The organism is Mucilaginibacter gilvus (assembly GCF_004054195.1).
In the GTDB taxonomy this organism is placed as follows: Bacteria; Bacteroidota; Bacteroidia; order Sphingobacteriales; family Sphingobacteriaceae; genus Mucilaginibacter; species Mucilaginibacter gilvus.
In genome coordinates, this window is record NZ_SBIW01000012.1 from 347,718 (window position 1) to 372,623 (window position 24,906).

At 44.6% G+C, this 24,906-nt stretch carries 21 protein-coding genes; 11 read left to right on the forward strand and 10 right to left on the reverse strand.

The window, feature by feature from the left end; translation table 11 throughout:
* Nucleotides 1-6: 6 nt before the first annotated feature.
* The 7 genes from EPL05_RS21275 to EPL05_RS21305 form a co-directional block, all read right to left on the reverse strand.
* A complete protein-coding gene (locus tag EPL05_RS21275; protein WP_128536007.1) occupies nt 7-747 on the reverse strand; it encodes an SDR family NAD(P)-dependent oxidoreductase in 741 nt (246 codons plus the stop codon).
* A complete protein-coding gene (locus tag EPL05_RS21280; RefSeq protein WP_128536008.1) occupies nt 748-1,683 on the reverse strand; it encodes a phosphoglycerate dehydrogenase in 936 nt (311 codons plus the stop codon).
* Complete coding sequence (locus tag EPL05_RS21285) at nt 1,684-2,367, reverse strand: acylneuraminate cytidylyltransferase family protein (protein ID WP_128536009.1); 684 nt, start codon at nt 2,365-2,367, stop codon at nt 1,684-1,686.
* A gap of 61 nt (nt 2,368-2,428) precedes the next feature.
* Nucleotides 2,429-3,385, reverse strand: a complete 957-nt coding sequence (locus tag EPL05_RS21290; RefSeq protein ID WP_128536010.1) for a glycosyltransferase family 2 protein — start codon at nt 3,383-3,385, stop codon at nt 2,429-2,431.
* A gap of 56 nt (nt 3,386-3,441) precedes the next feature.
* Nucleotides 3,442-4,839: a UDP-glucose 6-dehydrogenase gene (locus EPL05_RS21295; protein ID WP_128536011.1), complete on the reverse strand. Its 1,398-nt coding sequence runs from the start codon at nt 4,837-4,839 to the stop codon at nt 3,442-3,444.
* A gap of 34 nt (nt 4,840-4,873) precedes the next feature.
* Nucleotides 4,874-7,279, reverse strand: a complete 2,406-nt coding sequence (locus EPL05_RS21300; RefSeq protein ID WP_128536012.1) for a GumC family protein — start codon at nt 7,277-7,279, stop codon at nt 4,874-4,876.
* Between the two features lie 21 nt (nt 7,280-7,300).
* Nucleotides 7,301-8,080: a polysaccharide biosynthesis/export family protein gene (locus EPL05_RS21305; RefSeq protein WP_128536013.1), complete on the reverse strand. Its 780-nt coding sequence runs from the start codon at nt 8,078-8,080 to the stop codon at nt 7,301-7,303.
* Between the two features lie 363 nt (nt 8,081-8,443).
* Between EPL05_RS21305 and EPL05_RS21310 the strand changes: the two genes are divergently transcribed.
* The 4 genes from EPL05_RS21310 (at nt 8,444) to EPL05_RS21325 (ending at nt 12,929) form a co-directional block, all read left to right on the forward strand.
* Nucleotides 8,444-9,181 carry a carbohydrate deacetylase gene (locus EPL05_RS21310; RefSeq protein WP_128536014.1) on the forward strand — a complete coding sequence of 246 codons (738 nt, stop codon included), beginning with the start codon at nt 8,444-8,446 and terminating at the stop codon, nt 9,179-9,181.
* 423 nt (nt 9,182-9,604) lie between these two features.
* Entirely contained in the window at nt 9,605-10,372 is a 768-nt protein-coding gene (locus tag EPL05_RS21315) for a WecB/TagA/CpsF family glycosyltransferase (RefSeq protein ID WP_128536015.1), read from the forward strand.
* 176 nt (nt 10,373-10,548) lie between these two features.
* Nucleotides 10,549-11,460, forward strand: coding sequence for a right-handed parallel beta-helix repeat-containing protein (locus EPL05_RS21320; protein ID WP_166727777.1), 912 nt, complete (start codon nt 10,549-10,551; stop codon nt 11,458-11,460).
* A gap of 107 nt (nt 11,461-11,567) precedes the next feature.
* The gene (locus EPL05_RS21325) at nt 11,568-12,929 is read left to right on the forward strand and encodes a lipopolysaccharide biosynthesis protein (RefSeq protein ID WP_128536017.1); all 1,362 of its coding nucleotides are present in this window, start codon (nt 11,568-11,570) and stop codon (nt 12,927-12,929) included.
* Between the two features lie 72 nt (nt 12,930-13,001).
* Here EPL05_RS21325 and EPL05_RS21330 read toward each other — a convergent pair whose 3' ends face one another.
* Nucleotides 13,002-13,505 (reverse strand): hypothetical protein, encoded by a 504-nt coding sequence (locus EPL05_RS21330; RefSeq protein ID WP_128536018.1) that lies wholly within the window; start codon nt 13,503-13,505, stop codon nt 13,002-13,004.
* Nucleotides 13,506-13,680: 175 nt separating this feature from the next.
* On the opposite strand from EPL05_RS21330, the gene EPL05_RS21335 reads away from it, so the two are divergent.
* Nucleotides 13,681-13,899: a hypothetical protein gene (locus tag EPL05_RS21335; protein ID WP_128536019.1), complete on the forward strand. Its 219-nt coding sequence runs from the start codon at nt 13,681-13,683 to the stop codon at nt 13,897-13,899.
* Between the two features lie 117 nt (nt 13,900-14,016).
* Here EPL05_RS21335 and EPL05_RS21340 read toward each other — a convergent pair whose 3' ends face one another.
* Complete coding sequence (locus tag EPL05_RS21340; protein WP_128536020.1) at nt 14,017-16,728, reverse strand: PQQ-dependent sugar dehydrogenase; 2,712 nt, start codon at nt 16,726-16,728, stop codon at nt 14,017-14,019.
* Between the two features lie 522 nt (nt 16,729-17,250).
* On the opposite strand from EPL05_RS21340, the gene EPL05_RS21345 reads away from it, so the two are divergent.
* The 4 genes from EPL05_RS21345 to EPL05_RS21360 all read left to right on the forward strand — a co-directional run bounded on the left by EPL05_RS21345 (nt 17,251) and on the right by EPL05_RS21360 (nt 21,722).
* Nucleotides 17,251-19,698: a DUF2339 domain-containing protein gene (locus EPL05_RS21345; RefSeq protein ID WP_128536021.1), complete on the forward strand. Its 2,448-nt coding sequence runs from the start codon at nt 17,251-17,253 to the stop codon at nt 19,696-19,698.
* Nucleotides 19,673-20,914 carry a hypothetical protein gene (locus tag EPL05_RS21350; protein WP_128536022.1) on the forward strand — a complete coding sequence of 414 codons (1,242 nt, stop codon included), beginning with the start codon at nt 19,673-19,675 and terminating at the stop codon, nt 20,912-20,914. Before EPL05_RS21345 ends, EPL05_RS21350 begins: the two co-directional genes overlap by 26 nt.
* A gap of 229 nt (nt 20,915-21,143) precedes the next feature.
* Entirely contained in the window at nt 21,144-21,383 is a 240-nt protein-coding gene (locus EPL05_RS21355) for a helix-turn-helix domain-containing protein (RefSeq protein WP_128536023.1), read from the forward strand.
* A gap of 117 nt (nt 21,384-21,500) precedes the next feature.
* Nucleotides 21,501-21,722: a helix-turn-helix domain-containing protein gene (locus EPL05_RS21360; RefSeq protein ID WP_128536024.1), complete on the forward strand. Its 222-nt coding sequence runs from the start codon at nt 21,501-21,503 to the stop codon at nt 21,720-21,722.
* Between the two features lie 41 nt (nt 21,723-21,763).
* Here EPL05_RS21360 and EPL05_RS21365 read toward each other — a convergent pair whose 3' ends face one another.
* Nucleotides 21,764-23,836, reverse strand: coding sequence for an NHL repeat-containing protein (locus EPL05_RS21365; protein WP_128536025.1), 2,073 nt, complete (start codon nt 23,834-23,836; stop codon nt 21,764-21,766).
* A 137-nt stretch (nt 23,837-23,973) separates the two neighbouring features.
* On the opposite strand from EPL05_RS21365, the gene EPL05_RS21370 reads away from it, so the two are divergent.
* Both EPL05_RS21370 and EPL05_RS21375 read left to right on the forward strand, forming a co-directional pair.
* Nucleotides 23,974-24,585 (forward strand): hypothetical protein, encoded by a 612-nt coding sequence (locus tag EPL05_RS21370; protein WP_128536026.1) that lies wholly within the window; start codon nt 23,974-23,976, stop codon nt 24,583-24,585.
* On the forward strand, nt 24,582-24,884 hold the full coding sequence (locus EPL05_RS21375) for a winged helix-turn-helix domain-containing protein (RefSeq protein ID WP_128536027.1): 303 nt from the start codon (nt 24,582-24,584) through the stop codon (nt 24,882-24,884). Before EPL05_RS21370 ends, EPL05_RS21375 begins: the two co-directional genes overlap by 4 nt.
* The last annotated feature ends 22 nt before the right edge of the window (nt 24,885-24,906 follow it).

The following is a 24,906-nucleotide window of genomic DNA, read 5'->3' on the forward strand; positions in this document are numbered from 1 at the left end:
TACTCATTAATCTAAATCTTTCAGCACGTTGCTTATGCCGCCATCTATATTAAGGTTTGCACCGTTAATAAAGCCTAATTTGTCTTCGGCAAGCAGCAGGGCCAGTTGCGAAACTTCCTGCGGTTTACCAATACGCTGGCTTGGGTGAATTTCATTAAGCATCTGCACCTTGGCTTCGTTGTTATCAAAGCCATCCCTTAGCATTTGGGTATCAATTGCGGCAGGGCTTATGGCATTAACGCGTACGCGGCCCTGCAGATCAACCGAGAGTGCCTTTGTAAGGCCCACCAACGCACTTTTAGAGCTTGCATAGGATACGAAGCGCTTTTTGGTTAGCTGGTGGTGTATGCTGGCTATGTTGATGATAGAGCCTTTGGCTTTTTCTAACTTTGCCAAAAAGTATTGGCTCAACATTAAAGGCCCCGTTAAATTAACATTTAACGTTTGATTCCAGTCCTGCAGCTGTAATTCGCTCAGGCTGGATAATATTTGAACGGCCGCGTTGTTGATCAGTACAAAGATCTCGGGGATCTCTACATCAAAGGTTGCTTCGGCTTCGCGTTTGTAGTCTGCATCTGAACAATATTTGTGCAGGTCGAATTTGAAAAACTTATCGCAGTACGGCGATTGCTGATCTTTTACATCAAAACCTATTACCGTATAGTTGTTTTCTTTAAAGGTTTGTGCCAGCTGGGTGCCTATACCGCCCAGCACCCCTGTTATTACAACCGTTTTTTTTGTTTCCAATTATTTAATGTTTAAGTATCCAAACAAAATCTCGATTGCCCTTAGGCTGGCTCTTATTACCGCTTCTTTGGTATTGGAGCCATTGTGCGTGCCAAAAATGCACTGCTCAAACTGGCGCAGCGGGCTATCGGCCGGTAGGGGTTCAACTTCAAATACATCTAAGCCGGCTGATTTTACTTTACCGCTTTCTAAAGCCGCGATCAGCGCTGTTTCGTCAATTAAACCACCGCGAGATACGTTGATTATAATTACGCCATCCTTCATTAGCTGGATGCTTTTCTCGTTGATGAGGTGGTAGCTGGAAGGGGTTAGCGCACAAGTGATCACAACAAAATCCGCTACTCCCAAATTATCCGGAAACGGCAGTATGGTATCAACCCCGGCCTCTTCAGCGGTTAGCTTGGTAAACGGATCGTAAGCGTTTATAGTAACATCAAAAGCTTTTAACCTTTTGGCTGTAGCCAGGCCGATATCGCCAAGGCCCACCAGGGCAACAGTTTTACCGCTTACAGACATGCCCGCAGGCTTTATCCAGTTACCGGCACGTACCTCACGGTCAACCTTGTAGCTTTCGCGGGCAAGGCCGGTAAAGTATGCCAGGGCCATATCGGCTACCTCGTTGCCGAACATGCGCGGGGTATTTGCTATAGGGATACCCAGTTTTTCGCAAGCTTTAAAGTCAACATTATCTACACCAACACCCCATTTTACTGCGGCTATCAGCTTGCCGTTCTTGCCGGCGGTAAATACCTTTTCGGTGGCAGGGTCATCACCTATTATCCATGCATCTACAGTAGGTACAAGTTCAATAAGTTCGTCTTCGGTTAAAACCTGTACCACATTTGGTGTTACCAGTTCTAAACCCTTATCTTCAAAATAATGCCTCAATTGCTCAATTGCCCTAAGCATTGGCGGGCAGGTTACTAAAACTTTCATTTACTTGATGTTGTTTAATTGTTTGTACAGCAGTTCTGCCATTATAAAATTCAGCTCTACATCAATATCCTGCGCTTCTTCTTCCATCATCTCAAATAAGTAGGGCCTGTCGCCTATGCGGTTGTGCTTTTTCGCCAAAATTTCTTTGGTGAAAAGGTACATGCACGAGTTTTCCTCAAAAATAGGGGGGAGGTCCTGCGTACGCAGCAATATATTTGGGTTATGGTTTATTGGCCTTGCAAGGCTGTCCCAGTACCGCACGTTTTTGCGGGTTACCGAAAACAGCGAATCGTACATAGGGTACACTTCAAAAAACTTTTTGATACCCGCTGCTACAGTTTTTGCCGATAGGATAGGGTTTGTACTATGCGTTTGCAGGTAAAATTCTGATGGTACCTGGTTAATGGAGTTCATCAGAACATCATTCATCGGGATGCTGCCATCGCGTAAATGCTCCGGGCGCTCCAATACGATAACTTCCGGGAAAACTTTTTTTGTTTGTTCAATAACTGTCGGGCTATCGGTATCTATAATAACCTTGTCAATAAGTTCGCACTCCAGTAAAGTACCAACTACATGATGAAACAAGGGTTTACCAGCAAAATCGCGATAGTTTTTACCTGGTACCCGTTCACTGGAATGGCGCATGGGTACAATAGCAACAAGCTTATGTTTATCTGTCATTTTTTTTATTGATGAAAAGTATCAGGTAATTAATTGTGATAATATCGATATGATATTAAGATCAACCCGCGTGGTTGCCTTTTAAATAAACAATTTTTTCAGCGTTTTCTCTTTCCTCGGTAGAGCTCTTGCGTAAACCGTTTGGATAGTAGAACCGTTGCCTTAAACGGGTGTTTACTTCGCCATGCTTAAAGCCTTTATACGTGCCCCAAAATTGCATGTATCTAAACCGTATTATCTCTGATACGTTTTTAAACAGTACGCCATCGTGCCGGGCATGTACAAAATCACTAAAAGTATTTGCAACATATAAGCGCACAAAGTCTAACAGGCTCATATGTTGTTTCGGGAATATTTTTTTTAAAGCTATCGCCTCGCGCATGTAGCGGTTTTTTATTTTTGATATCGATTCTTCATGCACATGCACAATAGGCGCATCGGCTTCATAAGCAATAACGTGCCCTTTTTGTTCAATTTTCCGGGCCCAGTCCAAATCTTCAAGGCCTGTAAGTGTTTCATCGTATTGCTGGTTTAACCAGAGCTCTTTTCTTACAACTGCATTGGCATTATTGCAAAACGGATGATCCTGGTTATAGTTAGAATCATCGGGAAACCACTTTTTAAAGATCTGGCTTTCGGAGTATTTGGTAATCTCGTTACCAATTTGTTTGCCATAAACCAGGGCTATATTTTTATTATCAAACGGCTGGATCATCTTCTTTATCCAGTCTGTATAAACCGGGTAAACGTGCGCGCTGGCAAATAACAGGTATTTACCTGCTGCCATTTCACAACCTTTATTCAAGGCTCTGCCAAACGAAAACTCCTCGGGCTTTATCGAAATTACTTTCGCGCCGTGTTCCAGGGCTATTTTTACAGTATTATCCGTAGAACCGGAATCAACCAAAATAACCTCCGTTTCGGAATATAAAGTTTGTTTTTTTATACCTTCCAGCAGCCGGCCAATGTGCTTTTCTTCATTAAACGACCGAACAATTAAGCTACAAGTATAATACATGGCAAAACCGTTTTATTGTTATCAAATTAATTGAACGACTCAAGCGTACTTGTGGCTTATTTACCTATGGTGTACACTTTAAAGCCAATTTCTAAAAGCTTTTTCCTGTCAACTACATTACGGCCGTCAAATACAAAGGCGGGCTTGGTCATGTTGGTATAAATTTTCTCCCAATCGTAGGTTTTAAATTCATCCCACTCTGTCATAATAGCTATTGCATGGGCGCCTTTACAGCAATCATAGGCATTGTCAAATATCGTTATTAATTCTGAGTTCTTTGATTCGGTTCGGGTGTGTAAGTAGTTCAGATCGCCCAGTATTTGTTTTTCAGAAACTTTTGGATCGTATACCGATACATTGGCTTCCTCATTAAGCAGGTCATCAGCTACAAAAATTGCAGGTGATTCGCGCGTATCGTTCGTGTCTTTTTTAAAGGCCCAGCCCAAAAAGGCGATTTTTTTGCCCGATACTGTATTGTAAAGCGTTTTTATAATTTTGTTTCCGAACCGTCTTTTCTGATGGTCGTTCATGATGATCACCTGCTCCCAGTAATCTGCAACTTGTTGTAAGCCGTAAGAACGGGCTATGTAAACCAGGTTAAGAATATCTTTTTGGAAACACGAGCCACCAAAACCTACTGATGCGTTTAAAAACTTAGGACCAATGCGGCTATCGGTACCAATAGAGCGGGCCACTTCTGAGATATCTGCGCCGGTGTGCTCGCAAAGCTCTGATAAGGCATTGATAGAGGAAACCCTTTGAGCCAAAAACGCGTTAGCGGTAAGTTTTGATAACTCAGAAGACCAAAGGTTGGTAGTTAATATCCTTTCTCTCGGTACCCAGTTGGCGTAAACGTCAACCAAGGCGTTCAGGGCTTCCTGGCCTTCTTCGGTGGGGTCGCCACCAATTAATATACGGTCTGGCGCGTGCAGGTCCTCAATAGCGGTACCTTCTGCCAAAAACTCGGGGTTTGATAGTATCTGGAACTGAACGCCATTACCGGTGTTTTGCAAAATGCTTTTAACCGCTTCGGCCGTTCTAACAGGGAGGGTTGATTTTTCAACAATAATTTTATCTGTTGTTGATACCCTCGCAATTTGGCGGGCGCATAGTTCAATATACTTTAAATCTGCCGCCATACCTTTACCTGTACCATACGTTTTTGTAGGGGTATTTACAGATATGAAGATCATCTCAGCTTCGGCAATAGCTTCGTCAACTTTGGTAGAAAAAAATAAATTTCTTCCCCTGGCCTCAGCTACTACTTCTGGCAGGCCGGGTTCGTAAACAGGTATATTGTTTGTATCCGGATCGTTCCAGGCATCAATACGTGCCTGGTTAAGGTCAACTACAGTAACTTTAATATTCGGGCATTTTTGTGCAATTACCGACATGGTAGGGCCGCCAACATAGCCGGCTCCGATGCAACAAATTTTTGTAATCTTTTTACTCATATGTAAATAACTATAAAAGGGCTTTACTTAATAATTAGAATCTCCTTACGAATGTCCTGATCTTTGAACCGATAGTTTCTTTATCCTTATCTGTATAAGTGTTGTATGAGCTGTAATAGCTGTTTGTATAGCCATAGCCATAGTTGAACTGATCGCGTTTGATACCGTTAAATACAAGTGTGAACTTAGGGAAACGTTTAGCGTTGTCAACATCGTTGATAAATTCAAGCTCATCTTTAAGGGTATGCCCCTGCCTGATCATGTAAACAACCGCGCCGGCTGTACGTGCAATGATGTAAGAATCGGTAACGAGGTGTATTGGCGGCGAATCTATCAGTATGTCATCATAAGTTTCCTTAAGCGTGTTAATTAATTCATCAAGCTTATCTTTCTCCAAAAGCTCTGATGGGTTTGGCTGGATGGGGCCGCAACCTAAAACATCAAGCCCCGGTATGCCAGAAGGCTGAATAAGTGCCTTGATATCGGTCTTTAATTCCGCGAGGTAATCGCTGATGCCTGGGTGTTCCGGTGATAGGCCAAACACGCCCGATATTTTTGGTTTACGAAGGTCCATCTCCAATATGATGGTTTTCCTTGATGCATAAGCCAGTGTAACAGCGAGGTTGGAGCTTACAAAGCTCTTACCCTCGCTACCAATGCTTGATGTAAACAACGTTACGCGGCCTTTATCGCTATTGCCATGCAAGTGCGACAGGTTAGTACGCAACACACGGAACTGCTCGCCGATGGCAAACTTTCCACGGCCCTGTGTTACCACGATTGGTGTTGTGTCTTCCTGGTACGAAAGCTCGCCCAATATTGGTACATTAACCGCGTCTTCAATTTGTTTACGGTTGCTTATACGTTCGTTCAGGCTTTCGCGGGCATATAATAAGCCTATCGGCGCGGCTAAGCCAAATAATAATGCAAGCGCGTAAACTATTGATGGTTTTGGCCATTTGGCTTTACCGGCGTGCGCATCATCCACAATTTCAGAATCTGATACAGTAGAGGCGTACCTTAACGAGATAGCTTCGCGTTTTTCAAGCAGGAAGGTGTAAATTTTTTCTTTACTTGCTTGTTTACGTTTCATGGAGGTGTACTCACGGTCTTGCTCAGGGATCTTTTTAAGCCCTGCCTGTATGCCACCCTGGAAATTCGCTATTTGGTTTTTGATGGCAAGCTGTGATGCCTTCATAGCCGATATTTTATCCTTAAATGCTTTGCGTAATGCATCTAATTGTTCGTTTACCGAGTTAAACATCGGGTTAGATTCTGGTATAGTTGCCAGCATATCCGATTTCTTCAATTGAGCAACCGTAAGTTTTTCATATAAAGCCATTAAGCTCGGGTCTTCTAAATGCGCGCTTGTTGGTGGCAAGGCACCGGCGTTTTTAGGGTTATCTACCCATTTTTCTATGCCTTCTAAAATGCTAAGTTGTAGGTTGGCTTCATTACTCGCTTTGATGTTTGCCTGGCTAATATCTCTGAAACCCTGGCTCTGTGAGGCAATATCGGTCATGCTCGAGCTGCTTTTGAAGACTTCAATTTGCTTCTCGTCAATATCAAGGTCGCGGTCCAGCGAATCAAGCCTCACGGTAATAAAGTCGATAGCTTTTTGCGCATCCTTATTTTTAGATGACATCGCGTCTTCTTTATATTGGGCCATTAGCTCGTTAAGAATATCCTTACCACGGCTTGGTACCTGGTCAGATGTAGATAAGTTTACAAAAGGAGCATCTTTGTTCTCCAGTTCCACCTTCACTCTTCCCTGGTAATCATCGGCAACCTGGTCTGGGTCGTTCACCGTAATATTAAGCGTTGCTCCTTTAAAAGAGTTAAAGTTGGTGGTTGGTGTTAACTTCCATGTGCCAAAATCACTTTTTACAGAGCTTCCGTATGCAAAATCTTTATCGCCATTCTCATCATCAATTAGCGTGAATGAGTTGGCATCTTTTATAACCACTTTAATTTTTTCGCCTTTGCCATCTATCGTGTTGTTTGCTTTTATAAACGCGAATGTTAAAGGTGTTTGCTTATACAGGTCGGTTTTTTTGCCATCAATTGTTGATTGATAGTTCACCCAAAGCTGCAGGTCATTAACAACCTTATACATCAGTTTTTTAGATTGCATCACCTCTATTTCGTTCTCAACAATAACCGGGGTGCTAATTGGGTCTAAATTCGCGTCCTGGCCGTTTTTTCCGATAACGGTACCCTCTGAACTGGTTGGGCCCTTAAATTCAAGGGTTGCAACTATGGGGTAAGTAGGTTTTGTTACTTGCAGATAGAAGTATGCACCCACAATAAATAAAATTACTCCCAATACAAACAAGGGCCAGTGAAATAGATATTTTTTTACAATGTCGCTCGACGCCGAAGTATCGGTATCGCCCGTTGGTAATGTAAAGGCTTGTACTTGAGTTTTTTGCTTGCTCATATATTTTATATATAGTATGTATTATCTGGTTAAAAGGATGGCAATTATCGACAAAACAGAAACTATTAGGCCGGCTCGTTGAAAAGTAGATCCATCGTTAGCTGCACGTTGCTCATTTGGCGTTACATAAATTACATCGTTCTTTTTAAGATAAAAGTATGGTGACTTAAAAATGTCTTTTGACTGCAAATTTAACGGAACATAAATGCGTTCGCCATCAATTTCGCGTATCAGTGTTATTTTTCTTATACCGGTGATATTTAAATCCCCAGCTAAGCTTAAAGCATCCAAAATTGTGGCTCTCTCGTTAACCATTGTATATGAATTTGGCAATTTCACGTCGCCTATAACCGATACCTTGAAGTTTTGAATACGAACATTGATACTTGGTTTTGTTAACACCGACGCTAATTTTTCTTCCAGAAGGTGACCAAACGCTGTTGTAGTCATACCGGTGGCCTTTATTTTGCCATAAAGTGGTAGTGAAATGTTTCCATCGTCGTCAACAAAATACCCCACAACAGCATTTTCTTCGGAACCGGTTAAATTGCCCGTTGGGCCGTAAGGGCGCTCTAAATTATAGTTAAACATGGCAGATGCTTCCAAACTTAAACTAATAAAATGGATACCCAGTAAATCGCCGTTTTGAATAGTAAGAGGGGTATAGTTTGAAATCTTCTCCCGCGAAATGGAATCCCTATTCAAATCCTGTAAGTAAGGGATGTTTTTGTAAGATGTACAGGAGAAATTAAATAATATTAGTACAGCTGCAAAAAAAGTAAATGAGTGTTTCAATTTCATATTTGATAATTTAACGATAGATTTAAACTGTAATGATGCTTTAACATAGTAGGCAATATGTGTAATAGTTTTTAGTTAAAAAATATTAAAAACGAAATGTAGTAATAAGCATGGACTTAAGCAAAGCGAAATTTACGACGGCTAAATTAAAGGTGGGGGGCCAATAAATTTCTTTTATGCTGCCTGCCATTCTCGTTTGCTTTGTTATTAATTTACTGATGCGAAAATAACAAAAAATATGAAATGATGAATTTTAAAAGTTTTTTTTTGCGTAAATTATAGTTTATTTGCCGTTATGTTTACGAATTTTTAATTTTGAGTGCATTTTAAGTTAACTCATTTTTTAACTAATAATTGGTTTTTATGCCTTTTCCGGTTAATGTTTTCGCCAATGCCGATGACTTTGGATACAGCGCATCTGTAAACAAAGCCATATTATTTTGTTTCGAAAACGAATATATTAACAGTGCCACTCTTTTAACAAATACACCGGGGTTTGAAGAAGCGGTACAAATTACGCGGGATAATCAATGTGTTAAAAATATAGGGATACACATTAATTTAGCCGAGGGGAAACCGCTTACAAATTTGGGCGAAGCATTTTTAAACGCAGATGGTTGCTTTAGCCTGCAAAAAACCGGTAAAGCTTCCGGCTTTTTTACCAAAGCCGAAAAACTTGCCCTGGTTAAAGAAATAAGCGCGCAAATAAATAAAGGCCTAAGTCAGGGTATAGCCATTACCCATATCGATTCGCATTATCATTTGCATACTTTACCCGGGCTTTTTAATTTATTTTTGCATGCCGCCGGGCAGTTTAAGCTAAAAATGAGGCTGGCCCAAACCTACCGCGAAGGTAGCTACCTTAAGTTTTGGTACCGGCAGTATATTAATAGCCGGATTACCGCGCGCAAACTTAACTACAGCGATAGGTTTGAATCGGTAAACCATTTTTTATCGCGCGGGCTGTTTTATAACGGGGAGCAAAAAACCGAGGTGATGCTGCATCCTGATTTTGACCCGGCCGGTACGCTTACCGACCATTTCGACGCGGAAACTATGGTGAGCTGGTTAAATTATTTAAAGCAACTGCATAAAGGTTAAAATCGTATATAAGCATAATAGACACTCATATTATTGCAATTATTACGTTTTATAGGCCTTTTTTTGAGGTTTAGGTTGCTTGTTTTGTACATGCAAAATTGTTACAATACTATATACAATGGCAGGCGTAGTTGGTAAACAATTGATTATTAGATTTTTACAATTATTTAATGTTAAATTCAGAACGAAAATTCATTTTAGTTGTAAATTTTATAATTTTAAACCTTTGTTAGCTATTAAGTTTAATTAATAAATTGGCAGTGGCGATTATTTAAAAGTTTGTTGCTAACGGTATAAGGCAAGCCGATAAATGAATTTAATTAATAATATATAGAGCATTTTTTATATGTTTAACGAATGTGTTTTATATGAATGGTATTGTTATTCCGATGCATGTCAGATTTACTTACTTTTTAAAGAAAAATGGATAAATACCAGACTTTAAAATTATTCGACTATTCTATTTTTACCTCAAGCTTAGATCAATTTGATATTAACCAGGAGTCTAAGTGCATTATTAATACGCTGAACCAATACTGCTACATTATAGCGGAAAAGGACCCTGTTTACAAAAAAGCCCTGGTTGAATCTAACTTACTGCTTCCGGATGGAATTGGAATTGTTGGCGCTGCAAAAATTCTGAAAAAGGCAAGGATCAAAAAAATTGCCGGTGCCGATCTGCACAACTACCTGCTTAAAAAACTAAAGAAGACCGGTGGCCGGGTTTTTTACCTCGGCTCATCAGAAGAAACGCTGGATGGGATCCGTAAACGCCTCTCTATCGAATACCCCAATATAGAGGTAGGTGTATACTCGCCTCCCTTTAAAACAAAATTCAGCGATGCCGATAATGCCCACATGGTGATGCATATTAACAAATTTAAGCCCGATGTGCTTTTTGTTGGTATGACCGCCCCCAAGCAGGAAAAATGGGTTTACGCGCATAAAGATGTGCTTGATGTAAATGTAATATGCTCTATAGGTGCCGTATTTGATTTTTATTCGGAAACGGTTAAGCGCCCGAGTAAGTTTTGGATAAACCTGGGCCTTGAGTGGTTCATCCGCCTTTTGCATGAACCTAACCACTTGTGGCGCCGTTATTTGCTTTATGGGCCGGTTTTTATTTACCTGGTACTTAAAGAGAAAATCTCCATGCTGCTTAAAGGGCAAACCCAATTGGCAGATAATTAATAAAAATTGCTGCCACCCCATTTTAAAGAAAAAGGGCCATCCCAGGCCATCTTTACCTTAAATTGAATTCCAACCCATTTTCCCGGTAACTTTTTTGCTTGTTGCCCGTTGTGTATACATTATCCTTAAAACGCTTAATTATGCTTACGCCGAGGCTACACTATTGTTTTGCTGTTATGATACTTGCAATAGCCTGTACAACCTCCTGCGGGCAGGTTAATTCGGGGGCAGCCTATAAAAAAGTCAAACCGCTTGTGCTGCGCGGCCAGCACGATAAAGTGATAAGCGGCCTGGATATTACAGGCGATGCCGCCGACTGCATCCTATTGGTTAAATGCTACAACATCACTATAAAAAACTCGCGCTTTCATCATTCCAAAAAAAATGGTGTTACCATTTTGGCGGGGCATAATATAAAGGTGCTTAACTGCTATTTTGAAAAACTGGCAACTGGTGTTTCCGCCACCGAAAGTGAGAGGGTAGATATTAGCCACAACAGCTTTAAAAACATGCAGGGGCCGTTCCCCCGCGGGCAGTTTGCCCAGTTTGATGCCGTTTATGGCGCTGGCAACAAAATAAATTACAACACCGGCGAAAACATTGCCGGCCAAAGCGATCCGCAGGATGCTATTAATGTATATAAAACACATGGCACAGCGGCGAGCCCGGTACAGGTAATAGGTAACCGTATCCGCGGGGGTGGGCCAAGCAAAGCCGGCGGCGGTATCATGCTGGGCGATAATGGCGGCGCGTATATCATAGCGCAAGATAATATTTTGGCAGATCCCGGGCAGTATGGCATGGCCATAGCAGGCGGTAATCACATCAGCATTATTAATAATACCATATATGGCCGCCAGCAACCGTTCACCAATGTGGGGCTGTACATTTGGAACCAGCACCAAAGCGGCTGCCTGCTAAACACCATTGCCGGTAACAAAGTAAACTTTACCAATGCCAAAGGCGCGCCCAACGCCGGCTGGAACCAAGGTAATTGCGGCAAGGTGTCAGGTTGGGAAACCAACCTGTTCGGCGCGAAGATAGACGCGGCTATCCTCCCCAAACAAATTTTAACCGGGGAGGAATAAAATGAACCGTAAAAATGATAATGTTGCCGCTTTATATAAATTTGCGTTAAGCAGTAAACATTAATGTATAATATCACCTTACCGTACCATCGTTTAAACTACCCCCAATGTTTTCCCTTATAAAAAACAAGGTACAGGCATTTTGGAAGCAAGGCAACGAGCGCAGCCAGCAGGTAAAAAAAAACATCATCTACACCTTTTTAATTCGCGGGCTTAGCGTATTGATAGGCTTTATGCTGCTGCCGCTCACTATTAATTACCTCAACTCAACCCAGTACGGTATATGGGTCACCATAGCATCGCTGGTGGCGTGGATAAATACTTTTGATATAGGACTTAGCAACGGCCTGCGCAACAAGCTCGCCCATTCGTTTGCGTTAAACCAGCAGGAGGCCGTCCATCGCGATATCAGCACCACTTATGCGCTGCTGTTTGGTATAGCTACCACTGTTTTTATAGTTTTTTACAGCGTGGGGCTCTTTTTTAACTGGAACTGGCTGCTGCGCGTACCGCCCACGGTAAATTTTGATCTGTGGCCGGTGCTGGTTGTCACCCTGGCATCTTTTTGTATCCAGTTTATATTGCAGCCGGTAAACAGTATTTTGATGGCCATGCACCAGCCTTTTAAAGCATCGCTGATATTGCTTTTGGGGCAAGCGCTTACCTATGTACTAATTTTTTTGCTCTCTATCTTCACCAAGGGCAATTTGTATTTGCTGGTTTTGGTGGCGTCGGGTTCGCCGGTGCTGGTATTGCTGCTGGCCAACATCTACCTGTTTGCAACCAGCCTTAAAAGTTTTATGCCCCGGTTTAAGGATGTATTTCTTAAAAATGCTAAAAGCCTGATGAATGTAAGCGGCGCTTTCTTTTTTATACAGATTGGCGCACTGGTACTTTACGAAACCGACAACGTGGTGATCACCCGTATACTGGGCCCGCAGGATGTTACCACCTTTAATATCCCGTTCAAGTATTTTTCGGCAATAAGTATTGTTTTTTATATCATCATCACCCCATATTGGAGCGCTTTTACCGATGCTTACGCCCGGCAGGATTTCGACTGGATAGGAAACGCTATCCGCAAGCTGCGCAAATTTTGGTTGATTGCCACGGGCCTGGCCTTTTTAATGTACCTGTGCTCGGGCATGGTGTACAGGTTATGGATAGGTAAGGATATTGTGGTACCGGGGATGCTTTCCCTATCCATAGCGGTTTATACCATATTACAAACCTGGATGGTGATACACGCCTACGTGCTTAACGGTGTAGGCAAACTGCGTGTACAACTTATACTGGTGATAAGCACTGGCATTATTAACATCCCGCTCTCGGTATTCCTGATAAAACAAGTAGGGTTGCCCGGCACTGTACTGGCCAATATTATTGTGATGTTTATTACCAATATATTTATCACCTGGCAATGCAGGCTCATTATGGCCAACAAAGCAACCGGGATATGGAATAAATAATCCGCTAACCTGTAGCGGCGCGATACTTCGCGCTTTTTTAACCGGAATTATAACAACTTGGTAGTAAAGTATCTAACCGTTGGCTACCACACTTTTTTCTTCTTTTAACTTACGCACCTGGAAGGTAACACCCGTAATAAAAAATACGATGAGTATCATCAGGCACGATTTTATTTCGGAGGCGGCTGGGCTGGCAGCGATAGGGGCTGAGATAGGCAACCTGGTAAGGGTTTCTACAATGGCGGGTATCATCGAAAAAAATAAGGTGCCCGACATCAGGATCGTTTCTACATATTTGGCTTTGTTACCAAGTATACGGAACGACCTGGAATAAATGGCCAGCGGGATCAGTATCAATATCATTACACCCAAACCGTGAGCGCCCGTAAAGTGCCCTGTTTTCATGATGGGGAAACCGGTAATGCAAGTAATAACGGTAAAGATGGTATACCATTTGCCCGCGCCCTTTAGCGGATTTATCTTCCCAAAACGAAACGAGGCATAAAACCCAAAAAACAACGCCACTATGCTGATAGCAGTATGAATGATCCCTAAAACTGAAAGATGATTTGGCATGGTTGTGAAGTTTGAGGTGATAAATAATAATAATTATAGGCAATATATAATATTATTAAATACTATGCAACCTTTGGTTGTATTTACCGTAAAAGCGGCGTTTTTAGTAACTTTCGCTTGCAGCGCCCCTTTTTTATTTTCAATAGCATGCTTAAATTTTTATAGTTGCATAACCATGGATAACCAACCAAAAATGAGACCCGAATGGGTGCCCGAAGCCTACAAAACGGAGGCGGTAGATAAGACTGTGGGTGCTAAGCCGGTGGTTAAGCTCTATGTAGAAAAGAGCGGGTTTAAGCGGTGCCTAAAAAGCCTGACCCCGCGTAAACTAAACCCGGGTGGCGGGAAAGCCGCGCCTACCGGCGGCTTGGACAGAAAACGGGGCAGAACCTAAGCCACTAAGCACTGCAGTTGCTTTCCTAAAATATAGGAGTTTTTCAAAAAACAAAAAACCAGGAGCGCTTTTACTTGCGTCCTGGTCTTGACTCTTGAATCTCGATTCTCTAAAACGCTATTCGTTATTAAACTTCACACCATTTAACCTTGCGGGGTTGCCGGTGAATACAATATACAGGTCTTCCTTGCCTTCGGCACCGGTTACAGGGATCTGCAGGGTGTTTAGACCCACATAGCTGCCGGTGAAGCTGCCTACTAATTTGCCATCTGCAGCGCCGGAGCGGATCTCTACAGTACCCGGCGGATCGGTTGCGCGACCACGTGGGAGTAATTTCAGTTCGATATTTTTGATATCGGTAAGGTCTACCTTGTTGAATTTGAGGTAGGCACCCGCTGTTTTAACCACCACGATGGTGCTGTCGCGGTTGTAGGCCATTTCTTTGGAACCGTTGGCCTGTGATGGGGTTAACAGTGAGCCACGCAATACCAGCAGGTTTTCGGTAGTTAAGGCTGCTGCGGAAGCCGTGCCCTTATCAGTATACGATGCACGGAAAATGTAACTGCCGTTATCGTTTTCGCCTTTTGGAATCGTTGTGGTATAAATGCCCGTTACCGGCATCGATTTTTGCGTTTTCTGCGGCGTTGCTGTGCTCAAAATATAACGTACGATGCTGCCCAGTTCGTTATTGGTTAAGGCCGGATGGGCTGGCATCTCGGCATGCCCCCATGTACCCGAACCACCGTTTTTTATCTTTTTACTCAGGGTGGCAACCGCCGACTGGTCGTTTTTGTACTTTTTGGCTACTTCAATAAAAGATGGGCCAAGCACTTTATCTTTCACCGAGTGGCAGGCTCTGCAATCGCTTTTGGCAATGAGCGCTATACCCGCCGCGTATCTTGCGGTGGCATCAACACCCTGTTGTTTTTGGGCGATAGCCGTCATGTTGTACCCTTCGGATAAATAATTGGCGCTCACCGAAACCTGCGAAGCGGCAATGCGCTTGTTAGCCAGGCTGCCGTCTTCCTTATCGCTCACGTTTACTTTGTAGGCGATGGTTTTGTTGGGGAAGAAGAAGCTGCTGTTGCCCTTTGTTACGGTTACGGCAACCACGGGTGGCTCGTTACCCGCTTTTACGGTAAGCGATTTACTGTTGTTTGATCCTTTCAGATCGGTAACGGTAAGCGTTGCTTTATAAACCCCCGGCGCAGTTAATGTTACCGATGGGTTTTGCGTTTTAAATGTTTTAAAGGGCTTGCCGCCCTTGGTTACTTTCCACTCGTAGGTAAGCACATCATCGTCGTCGAAATCTTTGGTGCCGGCAGATGACAGGGCCACCGTTAGCGGCAATGCGCCCGCCGTTTTGCTGGCTGTTGCCTGTACCTGCGGTTTGCGGTTGCCGCCATTATATTCTATGCGGATGAGTTCCGCCTCGGGGTTGTTTTTAAAATAGCCGTTACCGTATTCCAGTACATACAGGTCGCCTTCGGGGCCGAACTTCATATCGATAGGGCCGCGCAGGCGCAGCTCGGGTAAAAAGCGTTCCATTGATTTGTATTCGCCGTTATCACCAATCTCTACCACGTTCACCCAGCCGCGTACCCAGTCGGTAATCAGCCATTTTCCTTCATAATAATCGGGGAAGGGGCGTTTTGCATTCTTAAAATCGGCCTTGCGGAAAATAGGGCCGCCAACCGCGCTGTTACCACCGGTTTCCATCAGCGGGAACTGTGTGCTCACGCCCTTGGCATACCAGATAAAGGCCGGTGTTGCAGGCGGCAGCTCGGTAAGCCCGCTGCTGTTTGGCGAATGGTTCTCGGGGTGCTCGGCATTAAATAATTCGCCCGATTGTTTGGTGCCGAAATCGTACTTGCGGTAGGCTTTGTTATCGCCCACAAAATAGGGCCAGCCGTAGTTCCCCGGTTTTTTAGCCTGGTTAAACTCATCGTAAGATTGCGGACCGCGTTTTTCAAAATCGTCTTTAGATCCATCGGGACCGACTTCACCCCAGTACAACCAGCCGGTTTTGCTGTCGATAGTTAAGCGCCAGGGGTTACGGTTCCCCATGGTATAAATTTCGGGTTTGGTTTTTGGTGTACCGGGCGCGAACAGGTTCCCTGCCGGAACGGTGTAGGGGCCATTAGCTTCCGGGTGGATGCGCAGGATCTTACCCCGCAGGTCGTTGGTATTGCCCGATGATTTCTGCGAATCCTCCGGCGACATGCCCGGCCGCTCATCCAGTGGTGTAAAGCCATCGCTGGCGCGGGAGAAAGTGTTATCGCCCGTGCTCAGGTACAGGTTCTTGTCCTTATCAAACAGCATCCCGCCGCCTACGTGGCAGCATTCTTCGCGCTGGGTAGGTACATCCAGTACTGTTTTTTTAGTATCTCGTAAGATCTCCTTGCCCAGCCAGGTATAGCGCTCCAAAGTGTTTTTGGCCACATCGCCTGCGGGGGCATAGTAAACGTATATCCAGTGGTTGGTATCGTAGTCGGGGTCTAAAATAATGCCTTGCATCCCGTCCTCGCCTTCGCTTATTTCGCCTTTTTTACTGACGTATTTGGTGCTTACTGCAAACTCGGCTATTACGGTGATTTTATTGGTGGCAGGGTTGTACACCTTAATTTTGCCCTTGCGTTCGGCGTAGATCACGCGGCCGTCTTTCATGATCTGGAACTGCATCGGCTCCTCCACGCCCTGGGCCAACACTACTTTGGTGAAGCGGTTGTCCTCGGGTTTCTTAGCGGTTTGTGCCCCGGCAGACGCCGCGCAGACTGATAATAATAAAAAAGCAGGCAGCGCTTTTAAAAGGTTTTTAGGATTAAACATGTATAGTAATGTGAGATGATTAGCTGAGATAAATTGATTTAGCTAAAATAGGTATTTTTGGTATAAATACACGTAACATTTTATTTAGTTAATTTTACTAAATAGAGATGAGGTGAGTTTTTTTAAAAGCAGTTGTAGTGGGGTTAGGTACCGATAGCCCCGCTATATGCTGCAAGCCGCCGGTAGAAGCGAGCTTTCCGTTGCTATCGGGTTTAGGTGGGAGGGTTGTGCGAGGGTTTTATGTAAACCATGTAAATTAATCAATGAATTGATTATCAAATATTTAAAAAGTTAACATATTAAATTGTGTTAACTTTTGTAAACTTTTTTGCTATCCGCCAGGCACCAGTTTTTAACCTGAATGAAATTGCGGCTTACCACTACACCACGCCCTTCAACAAGCAGAGCATGACAGCCACACATCGTTCTAACCCTCAAACCAAAATCGGTGAAATCAAATCTAATCGGTGTAATCCCAAAATAGAAGCGTACATTTATTTTGATTAAACCTTATCCCTAATAATGGAAATTATTTACATAGTGCTTTTGCTGGTTGTTATTATCATGATTTTCAACCTCAAAACCAACAGCAACCAGCGTATAGACAAGCTGGAAGCACATATTGCCGACCTGACTAACACCATAAGGCAGTATACCCTCAACCGCAATAACGAACCGCCAAAGCCCGCTCCACGCATGGATCGCCCTTGGGAAGCGCCGGAGATGAAACAGCCCGAGCCGCCAAAACCTGTTCCCCCGGCACCATTGCCTGTACCCAAACCGGTTGAGCCTATACCTGCGCCCGAACCTATAAAAGTGGAGCGCCAGCCGCAGGTAATTACCGACCCGATACACCGGCCTATAAAAACATCAGACGCGCCCGTGCCTCCTCCGCCGCCGCGCAAAACATACCGCGAGCCGGAACCCGAACCCGAACTTTCCTTTTTTGAGAGCCACCCCGACCTGGAGAAATTCATCGGCGAGAACCTGATTAACAAGATTGGCATCGCTATTTTGGTACTGGCCATTGGCTTTTTTGTAAAATACGCTATAGATAACAACTGGGTTGGCCCGGTTGGGCGTGTAGGTATCGGCGTGCTTTGCGGCGGTATTTTAATAGGCATAGCGCACCGGATGCGTAACAGCTACACAGCCTTTAGCTCGGTGTTGGTGGGTGGTGGCTTAGCTATCTTATACTTTACAATTACGCTGGCTTACCACCAGTTCCATTTGTTCGATCAAACCGCGTCGTTCATTATTCTTATCGTGATCACCATTTTCGCGGTTGTGCTATCCTTACTGTACGATAAGCAGGAGCTTGCGGTAGTTGCCCTGGTGGGTGGTTTGGCGAGTCCGTTTATGGTGAGCAGCGGGCACGCTAATTACAACGCGCTGTTTATTTACCTGGTTATACTGAACGCCGGCCTGCTGGTGATCGCTTACTATAAATCGTGGCGGGTGCTCAATGCCGTGGTGTTTGGTTTAACGGTAATTGTTTTTGGCGCGGTGCTTACCAGTCTTACCGGGCCAACCTACCATACCGGCCTACTGTACGCGAGTATTTTGTACCTGCTATTCTTTGGCATCAACGTGGCTAATAACGTGAAAGAAAACAAAGCCTTTGTGGCCAGCGATTTCAGCATCCTGCTCATTAATACCGCGCTGTATTTTTCGGTTGGCCTGTACCTGCTTACCCAAATGGGGCAGCAGGACATGCGCGGACCGTTCACGGCCGCATTGGGTGTGGTTAACCTGCTGCTCTCGTTCATCCTGTTCAAAAACAAAAAGGTGGATACCAATATCCTGTACCTGCTCATTGGCATTACGCTTACGTTTATATCGCTTACGGCGCCTATCCAGCTCAACGGGCATTACATTACGTTGTTTTGGGCTGCGGAAACGGTGCTGCTGTACTGGCTGTTCCTGAAATCGAAGATCCAGCTGATGAAGCTTTGCTCGCTGGTGGTATGGGGCGCTATGCTCATCAGCCTTTTTATGGACTGGATAAACCTGTATTACGCGCCCGGGTCATACGACAGGCCCGCCCTGCTGCTGTTGCCCATCATCGCCAATAAAGGGTTTATTACCACGGTGGTTGCAGCCATTAGCAGCTACCTGCTCTACCTCCAAATAAAACGCGACGAAACACCGCAGGTGTACGGTATGGCCATCCCTGGCATATTGTACCAAAGCATGGCGTTCATCCTGCTGTTTTCCAGCGGTGTGCTGGAGATAAACCATCAGTTTACGAGCCGCTACCCCGGTACAAACCTCAATATATTATACCTTACGCTGTATACCCCTGCCTTTGTGTACTTGTTTTATATGGTGGGCAAACGCGTTAGCGGCATTGCATTAAACTGGCGCGTAGGGGCGGGACTAATTGCCCTGGCCATTGCAGTTTACCTGTTTAGCCTGCCAGCCATCTTTACATTGGAGTATACCATGCTGGATAACCACAAAGCGGCTACCAGCCATTTCGCGGCGCATTGGGTAGCCGCGGTAGTAGTGGCGCTTTTGTTTTATCAACTGATAAAAATAGCGCGTGCGGAGTTAGACGAGGACTTGAAAGCGACTATATCTTGGATCCTGTCCATAGCCATTGTGGTGTTTTTGAGTGCCGAACTTTGCCTGGCCAGTACCCTGCTCTTCTTTGGGCATGGCGTAACTATCGACCGTATCGAAACCGTTTACATTAAAGTGGGGCTGCCTATATTATGGGGACTAAGCTCCTTCGCGCTGATGATATTGGGGATGCGGAACAAGGCGCGTACGCTGCGCATTATCTCGCTTACGCTGTTTGCGGTTACGCTGGGGAAATTGTTTGTATTCGATATAAAGGATATCCCGCCTGCGGGTAAAATAGCCGCTTTCTTTTGTTTGGGTGTGATACTGCTTATCGTATCGTTTATGTATCAAAAGGTTAAAAAAATACTGGTGGAAGATGAGGCCAAGAAAATTGAGGACTAAGTTTTTATTAACGCTGGCGCTGATGGTAAGCGCGACCACGCTGTTTGCCCAGGCAACATTTAGGTATAAAGCGGATTTACAAAAGGTGGATACTGCAGGTTTTTTTCGTATCGATCTCCCTCCGGCGGTGCTGGCCAAAAGCCAGGGTAATTTGGCGGATATAAGGCTGTATGATAAGAGCGGGAAAATTGTGCCATATATTTTTGGCGACCGGCTACCGCAGCTGAGTGATGTAATTGATATGGCCTTACCCGTGGTTAAATTAAGCGCAAGATCAGACACCAACACCACTTTTATTGCCGAAAATAAAGACAGGCTAACATTAAGCCAGTTGACGCTGGGTATGCGCAATATTGACGTAGAGCGCAGGGGCGGGCTAAGCGGCAGTGATGACCTGCAAAATTGGTACGCAATAAAAGAAGATATCATATTAAGCAGAAACTCGTCTTCGGGAGAAAAGAATAGATGGGCGGGAAACTTCGCGCAGCAAATAAATTTCCCGGCAAGCAATTACAGATATTTCAGGGTGCAGGTGTATAACGGGCGGCGGGATGGCATCGCTATTCTTGCGGCGTTCATATCAGTGAAGCAAAGTATTGCCCCTCAATACAGGCAATTACCGCAAACACGCATCAGCCAAAAAGACACCCTGCAGCACAGCGTAGTGTTTATCAGGCTTGGCGATACTTACCTGGTTAACAAGCTGCACCTGGATATTGCCGGGGCAAAGTATTACAAACGCAACGTGAGCGTCTACGATATTGGCAGCAGGCCGCGCAGCCTGCTTGTAGATACGGTGATCAGTTCTGCCGCCCCTGCCGATATTTACTTTTCTGTTAAGGCCAAATTTATCGGCTTCGAAATTGCCAATGAAGACAACCCTCCGCTGGAGGTGAAGAGCATTACCGCTTATCAGTTGGGCCAGTCGCTTATCGCTTATTTAGATAAAGGGAACAGTTACAACCTGCTGGTTGGCGATTCGGTAGCCACTTTTCCCAATTACGACCTTCAATTTTTTACCGACAGCGTTAAGCGCCAGCTTCCGGCAGCCACATTGGGCGCTGTAACCGCTAATCCCGATTTTAAAGGCAAGGAACCGAAACCCGCCGCTAAAGGTTTCCCGGCGTGGGCGCTTTGGGCCATAATAGTAGCCGTTTTAACCGCGCTGGGCGCCATGACCTTTAAGATGACGCGGGAAGTAGGGAAGAGGGGGTAGAAGGTAAAGTCTAAAGTTAAAAGTCAAAAATAAAAAGTAGAAATCCTTATGTGGGCCACAAGCGGGGAAGCTTGTGGCCCAGGGGCAAAGCTGCAATCAGGTATCCTTAATTTATTTTTAAGAACAAAAACTACCTAATAGTTAATTCCGTAATTGCTACCGGGAGCGCAGAGACCTAAGCCTTTAATTGTTAATTATAAACTGCCCGCGCATACTGCTTGGTTAAATTATGAAATACAATGGAAAAGTGCTGGCGATGGTTATCCGCGAGCGCCGGCTGCAACTGAATTATTCGCAGGATTATGTTGCCGGGAGGTTAGAGATGTCGCAAAACGCTTACAGCAAAATGGAACTTGGGCAAACCGGCATTACACTGGGGAAGTTTATTGTTTTATGTGAGGCGCTGGAGATTAATATGGTTGATCTGCTGGCGCTGTACCGCCAAAATTTAGCGCAGAAACCCGGTTAATCGTTCCGATGGTTATTTATATCGCTTTCGTGAAAACCGGGACGTTTTCATTTTCGTAAATCATAAAAACTAATTATTTAATACTTGTTAAGTATTTAATTATAAATCAAAATATTCATGTTTAACGGGAAATTACTGGCGATGACTATCCGTAGCCGCAGATTAAAACTGAACTACACGCAGGAGTATATCGCGTATAAATTAAACATGTCGCAAAATGCTTACAGTAAGCTGGAGCTGGGTTATACCGCTGTTACCATAGAGCGTTTTGTGGAGCTTTGCAACGCGCTTGAGGTTGACGTGTATGATATGCTGAAACCAGTTTTACAAGTAGCCTGATAACAGACTAACACAAGGTAATTTATCAAGGGTCGACTACGTTATTTCAATGTTATTTTGCGAATAAGGCCGTTCCCTGTATCTGCCACATAAAGTACCGTACCCGTGGCATTAGCCCATATACCAGTAGGGTTGTTAAATGTTGCTACAGCCCCGCTGCCATCAGTGCCGCCGGCGGTTAGCTGGCCTGCAAGGGTAGTTACTGCCCCCGCAGGGGTGATCTTCCGTATTAAATTATTATCGGTATCAGCCACGTACATATTGCCCACAGCATCTACCGCCACACCTTTGGGGTGGTTAAAAGATGCGCTAAGCCCCAGGCCATCTGCATTCCCCGGCAGAGGGTAATTACCCAAACTGGAGTTCCCGGCTACGAAAATGTCCCGCCCGGCTTTGTTTACCTTCATAATACGATGATTGTAAGTATCAGCCACGTAAACGTTGCCATCCTTATCTACAGCAACGCCATAAGGTTTTATATAAAATTTACCGTAGGACATGCCCGTGTAAGTGCCTATAGCGAACGTACTGATAAGCGGCCCTTGTATTACACATATTTTACCCCAAACATTATTGGTATAAAATATATCGCCGTTGGGGCCTACTGCCACACCGCTTGGGTTGTTCTCGGGCCCACTGGCACCGTTGGCGGCTACAAAAAGCGGCATGCTGCTTACCATGCCTGCGGCTGTTATTTTACGCAGTTCGTTATTGCCATAATCGGCAACATACATATTGCCCGTAGCGTCAAAGGTTAAGCCGGTTGGGTTATTAAATGCTGCCGCGGTAGCAGTGCCATCAGCATCGCCCATTGCGCCACTGCCTGCAAAAACACTTACCGCACCCGCCGTGCTTATTTTACGGATGAGGTTGTTACCCGCATCAGCCACATAAAGGTTACCGGCGGCATCGGCCGTTATGCCTGTAGGCTGGTTGAATGTTGCTGAAAGTGCCGGGATATTGTTGCCGGTATTTGGCTTACCATAAATAGTGGTTACTACACCAGCCGGCGTTATTTTACGTACCATTTTGTTTTCTTCATCGCCAACATAAATATTGTTGGATGGGTCGATAGCCAAACCTTCGGGGAAATTAAAGCTTGCATTGGTACCCACGCCATCATCGCTTCCTATGCTACCATTGCCAGCCAGCGTAGTAACCATCCCTGCCGGCGTTATTTTGCGGATAAGTTGCGACCCCTGTTCAGATACATACAGATTCCCGGCCTTATCGGCAACTATGCCGGTAGGAAAGCTAAATGACGAGGTAGTGGCCGAACCATCGGCAGTACCTTTTATACCCGAGCCCGCAAAGAGCGCGAACCCTTTGGCAAGGGTATATTTATATATGGTGTGTTCTTGCCGGCAGGTAAGATAAAAATCACCCGACGGACTTATGCACATTCTGTTAAATCCGGAACTGCCGGTAAACCTACCGGGTAACGTGGTAACTATGCCTTCAGGTGTTACCTTACGTAGCACTGCACCGTTTTCATCGCCATCCAGCAGGTAAAAGTTACCGTCGGCACCTAGGTTAATAGAGCGGGAGTAATAGAAACTTGCATTGGCCCCCGTGCCATCCGTAATTTTTGCGGTACCGTTTCCCGCCAGTGTAGTAACCACTCCTGCCGGAGTTATTTTCCGGATCCGGTAATTGCTGTAATCGTCCATGAAAATATTGCCGGCGGCATCGGCAACAATGCCAAACTGATAATTGAATTTAGCGTTAGAACCTGTGCCATCGGCAAAGCCACCTGTATACATACTAAATTTCCCCGCCACATGGGCAAAAGTGCCGTCAGCTTTTATTTTGGTAAGCGTGTTGCTGAACGGATCGGAAATGTACAGGATATTGCTGGTGGCATCAAAGGCCAGGTCGGTAGGGTGTATTTGCCCAAAAAGCTCGTTACGCTGGCCAGCGACTGTACTCACCATTACACTTGATGTACCTGGAGGAGTTACAGGTGGCGTAACCGGCGGTTTAATAGTATCGGTCTTGGTCGTATCATTTTTGCGTACAATAACCAGGCTTTCCTTTTTGCAGGCGCTAAAGCAGGCTGCAAGCAACAGAATATACAAAATAGGGTGAGGGAATTTTAACTTATTATTGTTCATAAGATTTAGTTGCCTAAATATAAACAATTACCGGCAAAACCACAAAGGTGGTCGGTAATTAATTTCTGAAAATATTATTCATCAACTCTTGCACATATCAATTCTATTCCATTACTTTGAATAACAAAGTACTTTACATGGAAGATAAAGATCTGATCGCCGAAATTAGTTCCATCCGTAATATCATGGATAGGAGCACCAAGTTTATTTCGCTAAGTGGTTTATCTGGCGTTATGGCCGGTATATACGCACTTGTTGGCGCTTGGCTGGCGTACAAACTGCTGTATGTGACCGATGATTCGTTTATTGTACGCGGGTACTACAGGCTGCTGGAAGAGCGCCTTATTTTAATTGCAATGGCGGTGCTTTTCTTGTCGGTACTTACCGGGGTATTGCTTACGTTGCGCAAAGCCGGTAAAAAAGGGCAAAGTGTTTGGAACCAAACCAGCCAATCGCTGTTATTGAACGGTGCACTGCCACTGGTTACCGGCGGCGTCTTCTGCGGTATAATGCTGTTACGCGGGCATTACGAGGTAATTGCACCATGCACATTAATTTTTTACGGACTGGCCTTAGTTGCGGCAAGTAAATATACCTTTGGCGATGTAAAATGGCTGGGAATGTTTGATATTGGCCTGGGGCTGCTGGCAGCCGTTTTCCCGGGATACGGGCTGTTTTTCTGGGCCTTTGGCTTTGGTGTACTGCACATTTTGTACGGTACTATTATGCACTTTAAATACGACAGGTGAAAGTTACCTTAACTAATTTTGATAAAGCTTTTGAGAACCGCATACGCCTGCAGATAATGAGCGTACTGGTAGCCAACGAGAGCTACGATTTTAATTCGCTGAAGGAACTACTGGATGTTACCGACGGCAACCTGGCATCGCACCTTAAGGCACTGGAAAAAGAGGAGTACATCACCGTAAACAAATCTTTTTTGGGGCGTAAGCCAAATACCCGCTACATCGCGTCGGCATTGGGTGTGCAGGCCTTTAAAAAACACCTGCAGGAACTCGAGAATTTAATAAGGCAGCAACGGGGATAATTTTTTTTAAGCTATAACTTTG

Excerpts from the sequence above, each read along its gene's own strand:
- EPL05_RS21280 (WP_128536008.1), bottom strand. The coding sequence starts at position 1,683 with ATGAAAGTTTTAGTAACCTGCCCGCCAATGCTTAGGGCAATTGAGCAA.
- EPL05_RS21290 (WP_128536010.1), bottom strand. The coding sequence starts at position 3,385 with ATGTATTATACTTGTAGCTTAATTGTTCGGTCGTTTAATGAAGAAAAG.
- EPL05_RS21320 (WP_166727777.1), top strand. The coding sequence starts at position 10,549 with ATGATACTTGCAATAGCCTGTACAACCTCCTGCGGGCAGGTTAATTCG.
- EPL05_RS21350 (WP_128536022.1), top strand. The coding sequence starts at position 19,673 with ATGAGGCCAAGAAAATTGAGGACTAAGTTTTTATTAACGCTGGCGCTG.
- EPL05_RS21315 (WP_128536015.1), top strand. The coding sequence starts at position 9,605 with ATGGATAAATACCAGACTTTAAAATTATTCGACTATTCTATTTTTACC.
- EPL05_RS21305 (WP_128536013.1), bottom strand. The coding sequence starts at position 8,080 with ATGAAATTGAAACACTCATTTACTTTTTTTGCAGCTGTACTAATATTA.
- EPL05_RS21335 (WP_128536019.1), top strand. The coding sequence starts at position 13,681 with ATGGATAACCAACCAAAAATGAGACCCGAATGGGTGCCCGAAGCCTAC.
- EPL05_RS21285 (WP_128536009.1), bottom strand. The coding sequence starts at position 2,367 with ATGACAGATAAACATAAGCTTGTTGCTATTGTACCCATGCGCCATTCC.
- EPL05_RS21295 (WP_128536011.1), bottom strand. The coding sequence starts at position 4,839 with ATGAGTAAAAAGATTACAAAAATTTGTTGCATCGGAGCCGGCTATGTT.
- EPL05_RS21330 (WP_128536018.1), bottom strand. The coding sequence starts at position 13,505 with ATGCCAAATCATCTTTCAGTTTTAGGGATCATTCATACTGCTATCAGC.
- EPL05_RS21310 (WP_128536014.1), top strand. The coding sequence starts at position 8,444 with ATGCCTTTTCCGGTTAATGTTTTCGCCAATGCCGATGACTTTGGATAC.
- EPL05_RS21370 (WP_128536026.1), top strand. The coding sequence starts at position 23,974 with ATGGAAGATAAAGATCTGATCGCCGAAATTAGTTCCATCCGTAATATC.
- EPL05_RS21360 (WP_128536024.1), top strand. The coding sequence starts at position 21,501 with ATGTTTAACGGGAAATTACTGGCGATGACTATCCGTAGCCGCAGATTA.
- EPL05_RS21345 (WP_128536021.1), top strand. The coding sequence starts at position 17,251 with ATGGAAATTATTTACATAGTGCTTTTGCTGGTTGTTATTATCATGATT.
- EPL05_RS21340 (WP_128536020.1), bottom strand. The coding sequence starts at position 16,728 with ATGTTTAATCCTAAAAACCTTTTAAAAGCGCTGCCTGCTTTTTTATTA.
- EPL05_RS21365 (WP_128536025.1), bottom strand. The coding sequence starts at position 23,836 with ATGAACAATAATAAGTTAAAATTCCCTCACCCTATTTTGTATATTCTG.
- EPL05_RS21355 (WP_128536023.1), top strand. The coding sequence starts at position 21,144 with ATGAAATACAATGGAAAAGTGCTGGCGATGGTTATCCGCGAGCGCCGG.
- EPL05_RS21300 (WP_128536012.1), bottom strand. The coding sequence starts at position 7,279 with ATGAGCAAGCAAAAAACTCAAGTACAAGCCTTTACATTACCAACGGGC.
- EPL05_RS21325 (WP_128536017.1), top strand. The coding sequence starts at position 11,568 with ATGTTTTCCCTTATAAAAAACAAGGTACAGGCATTTTGGAAGCAAGGC.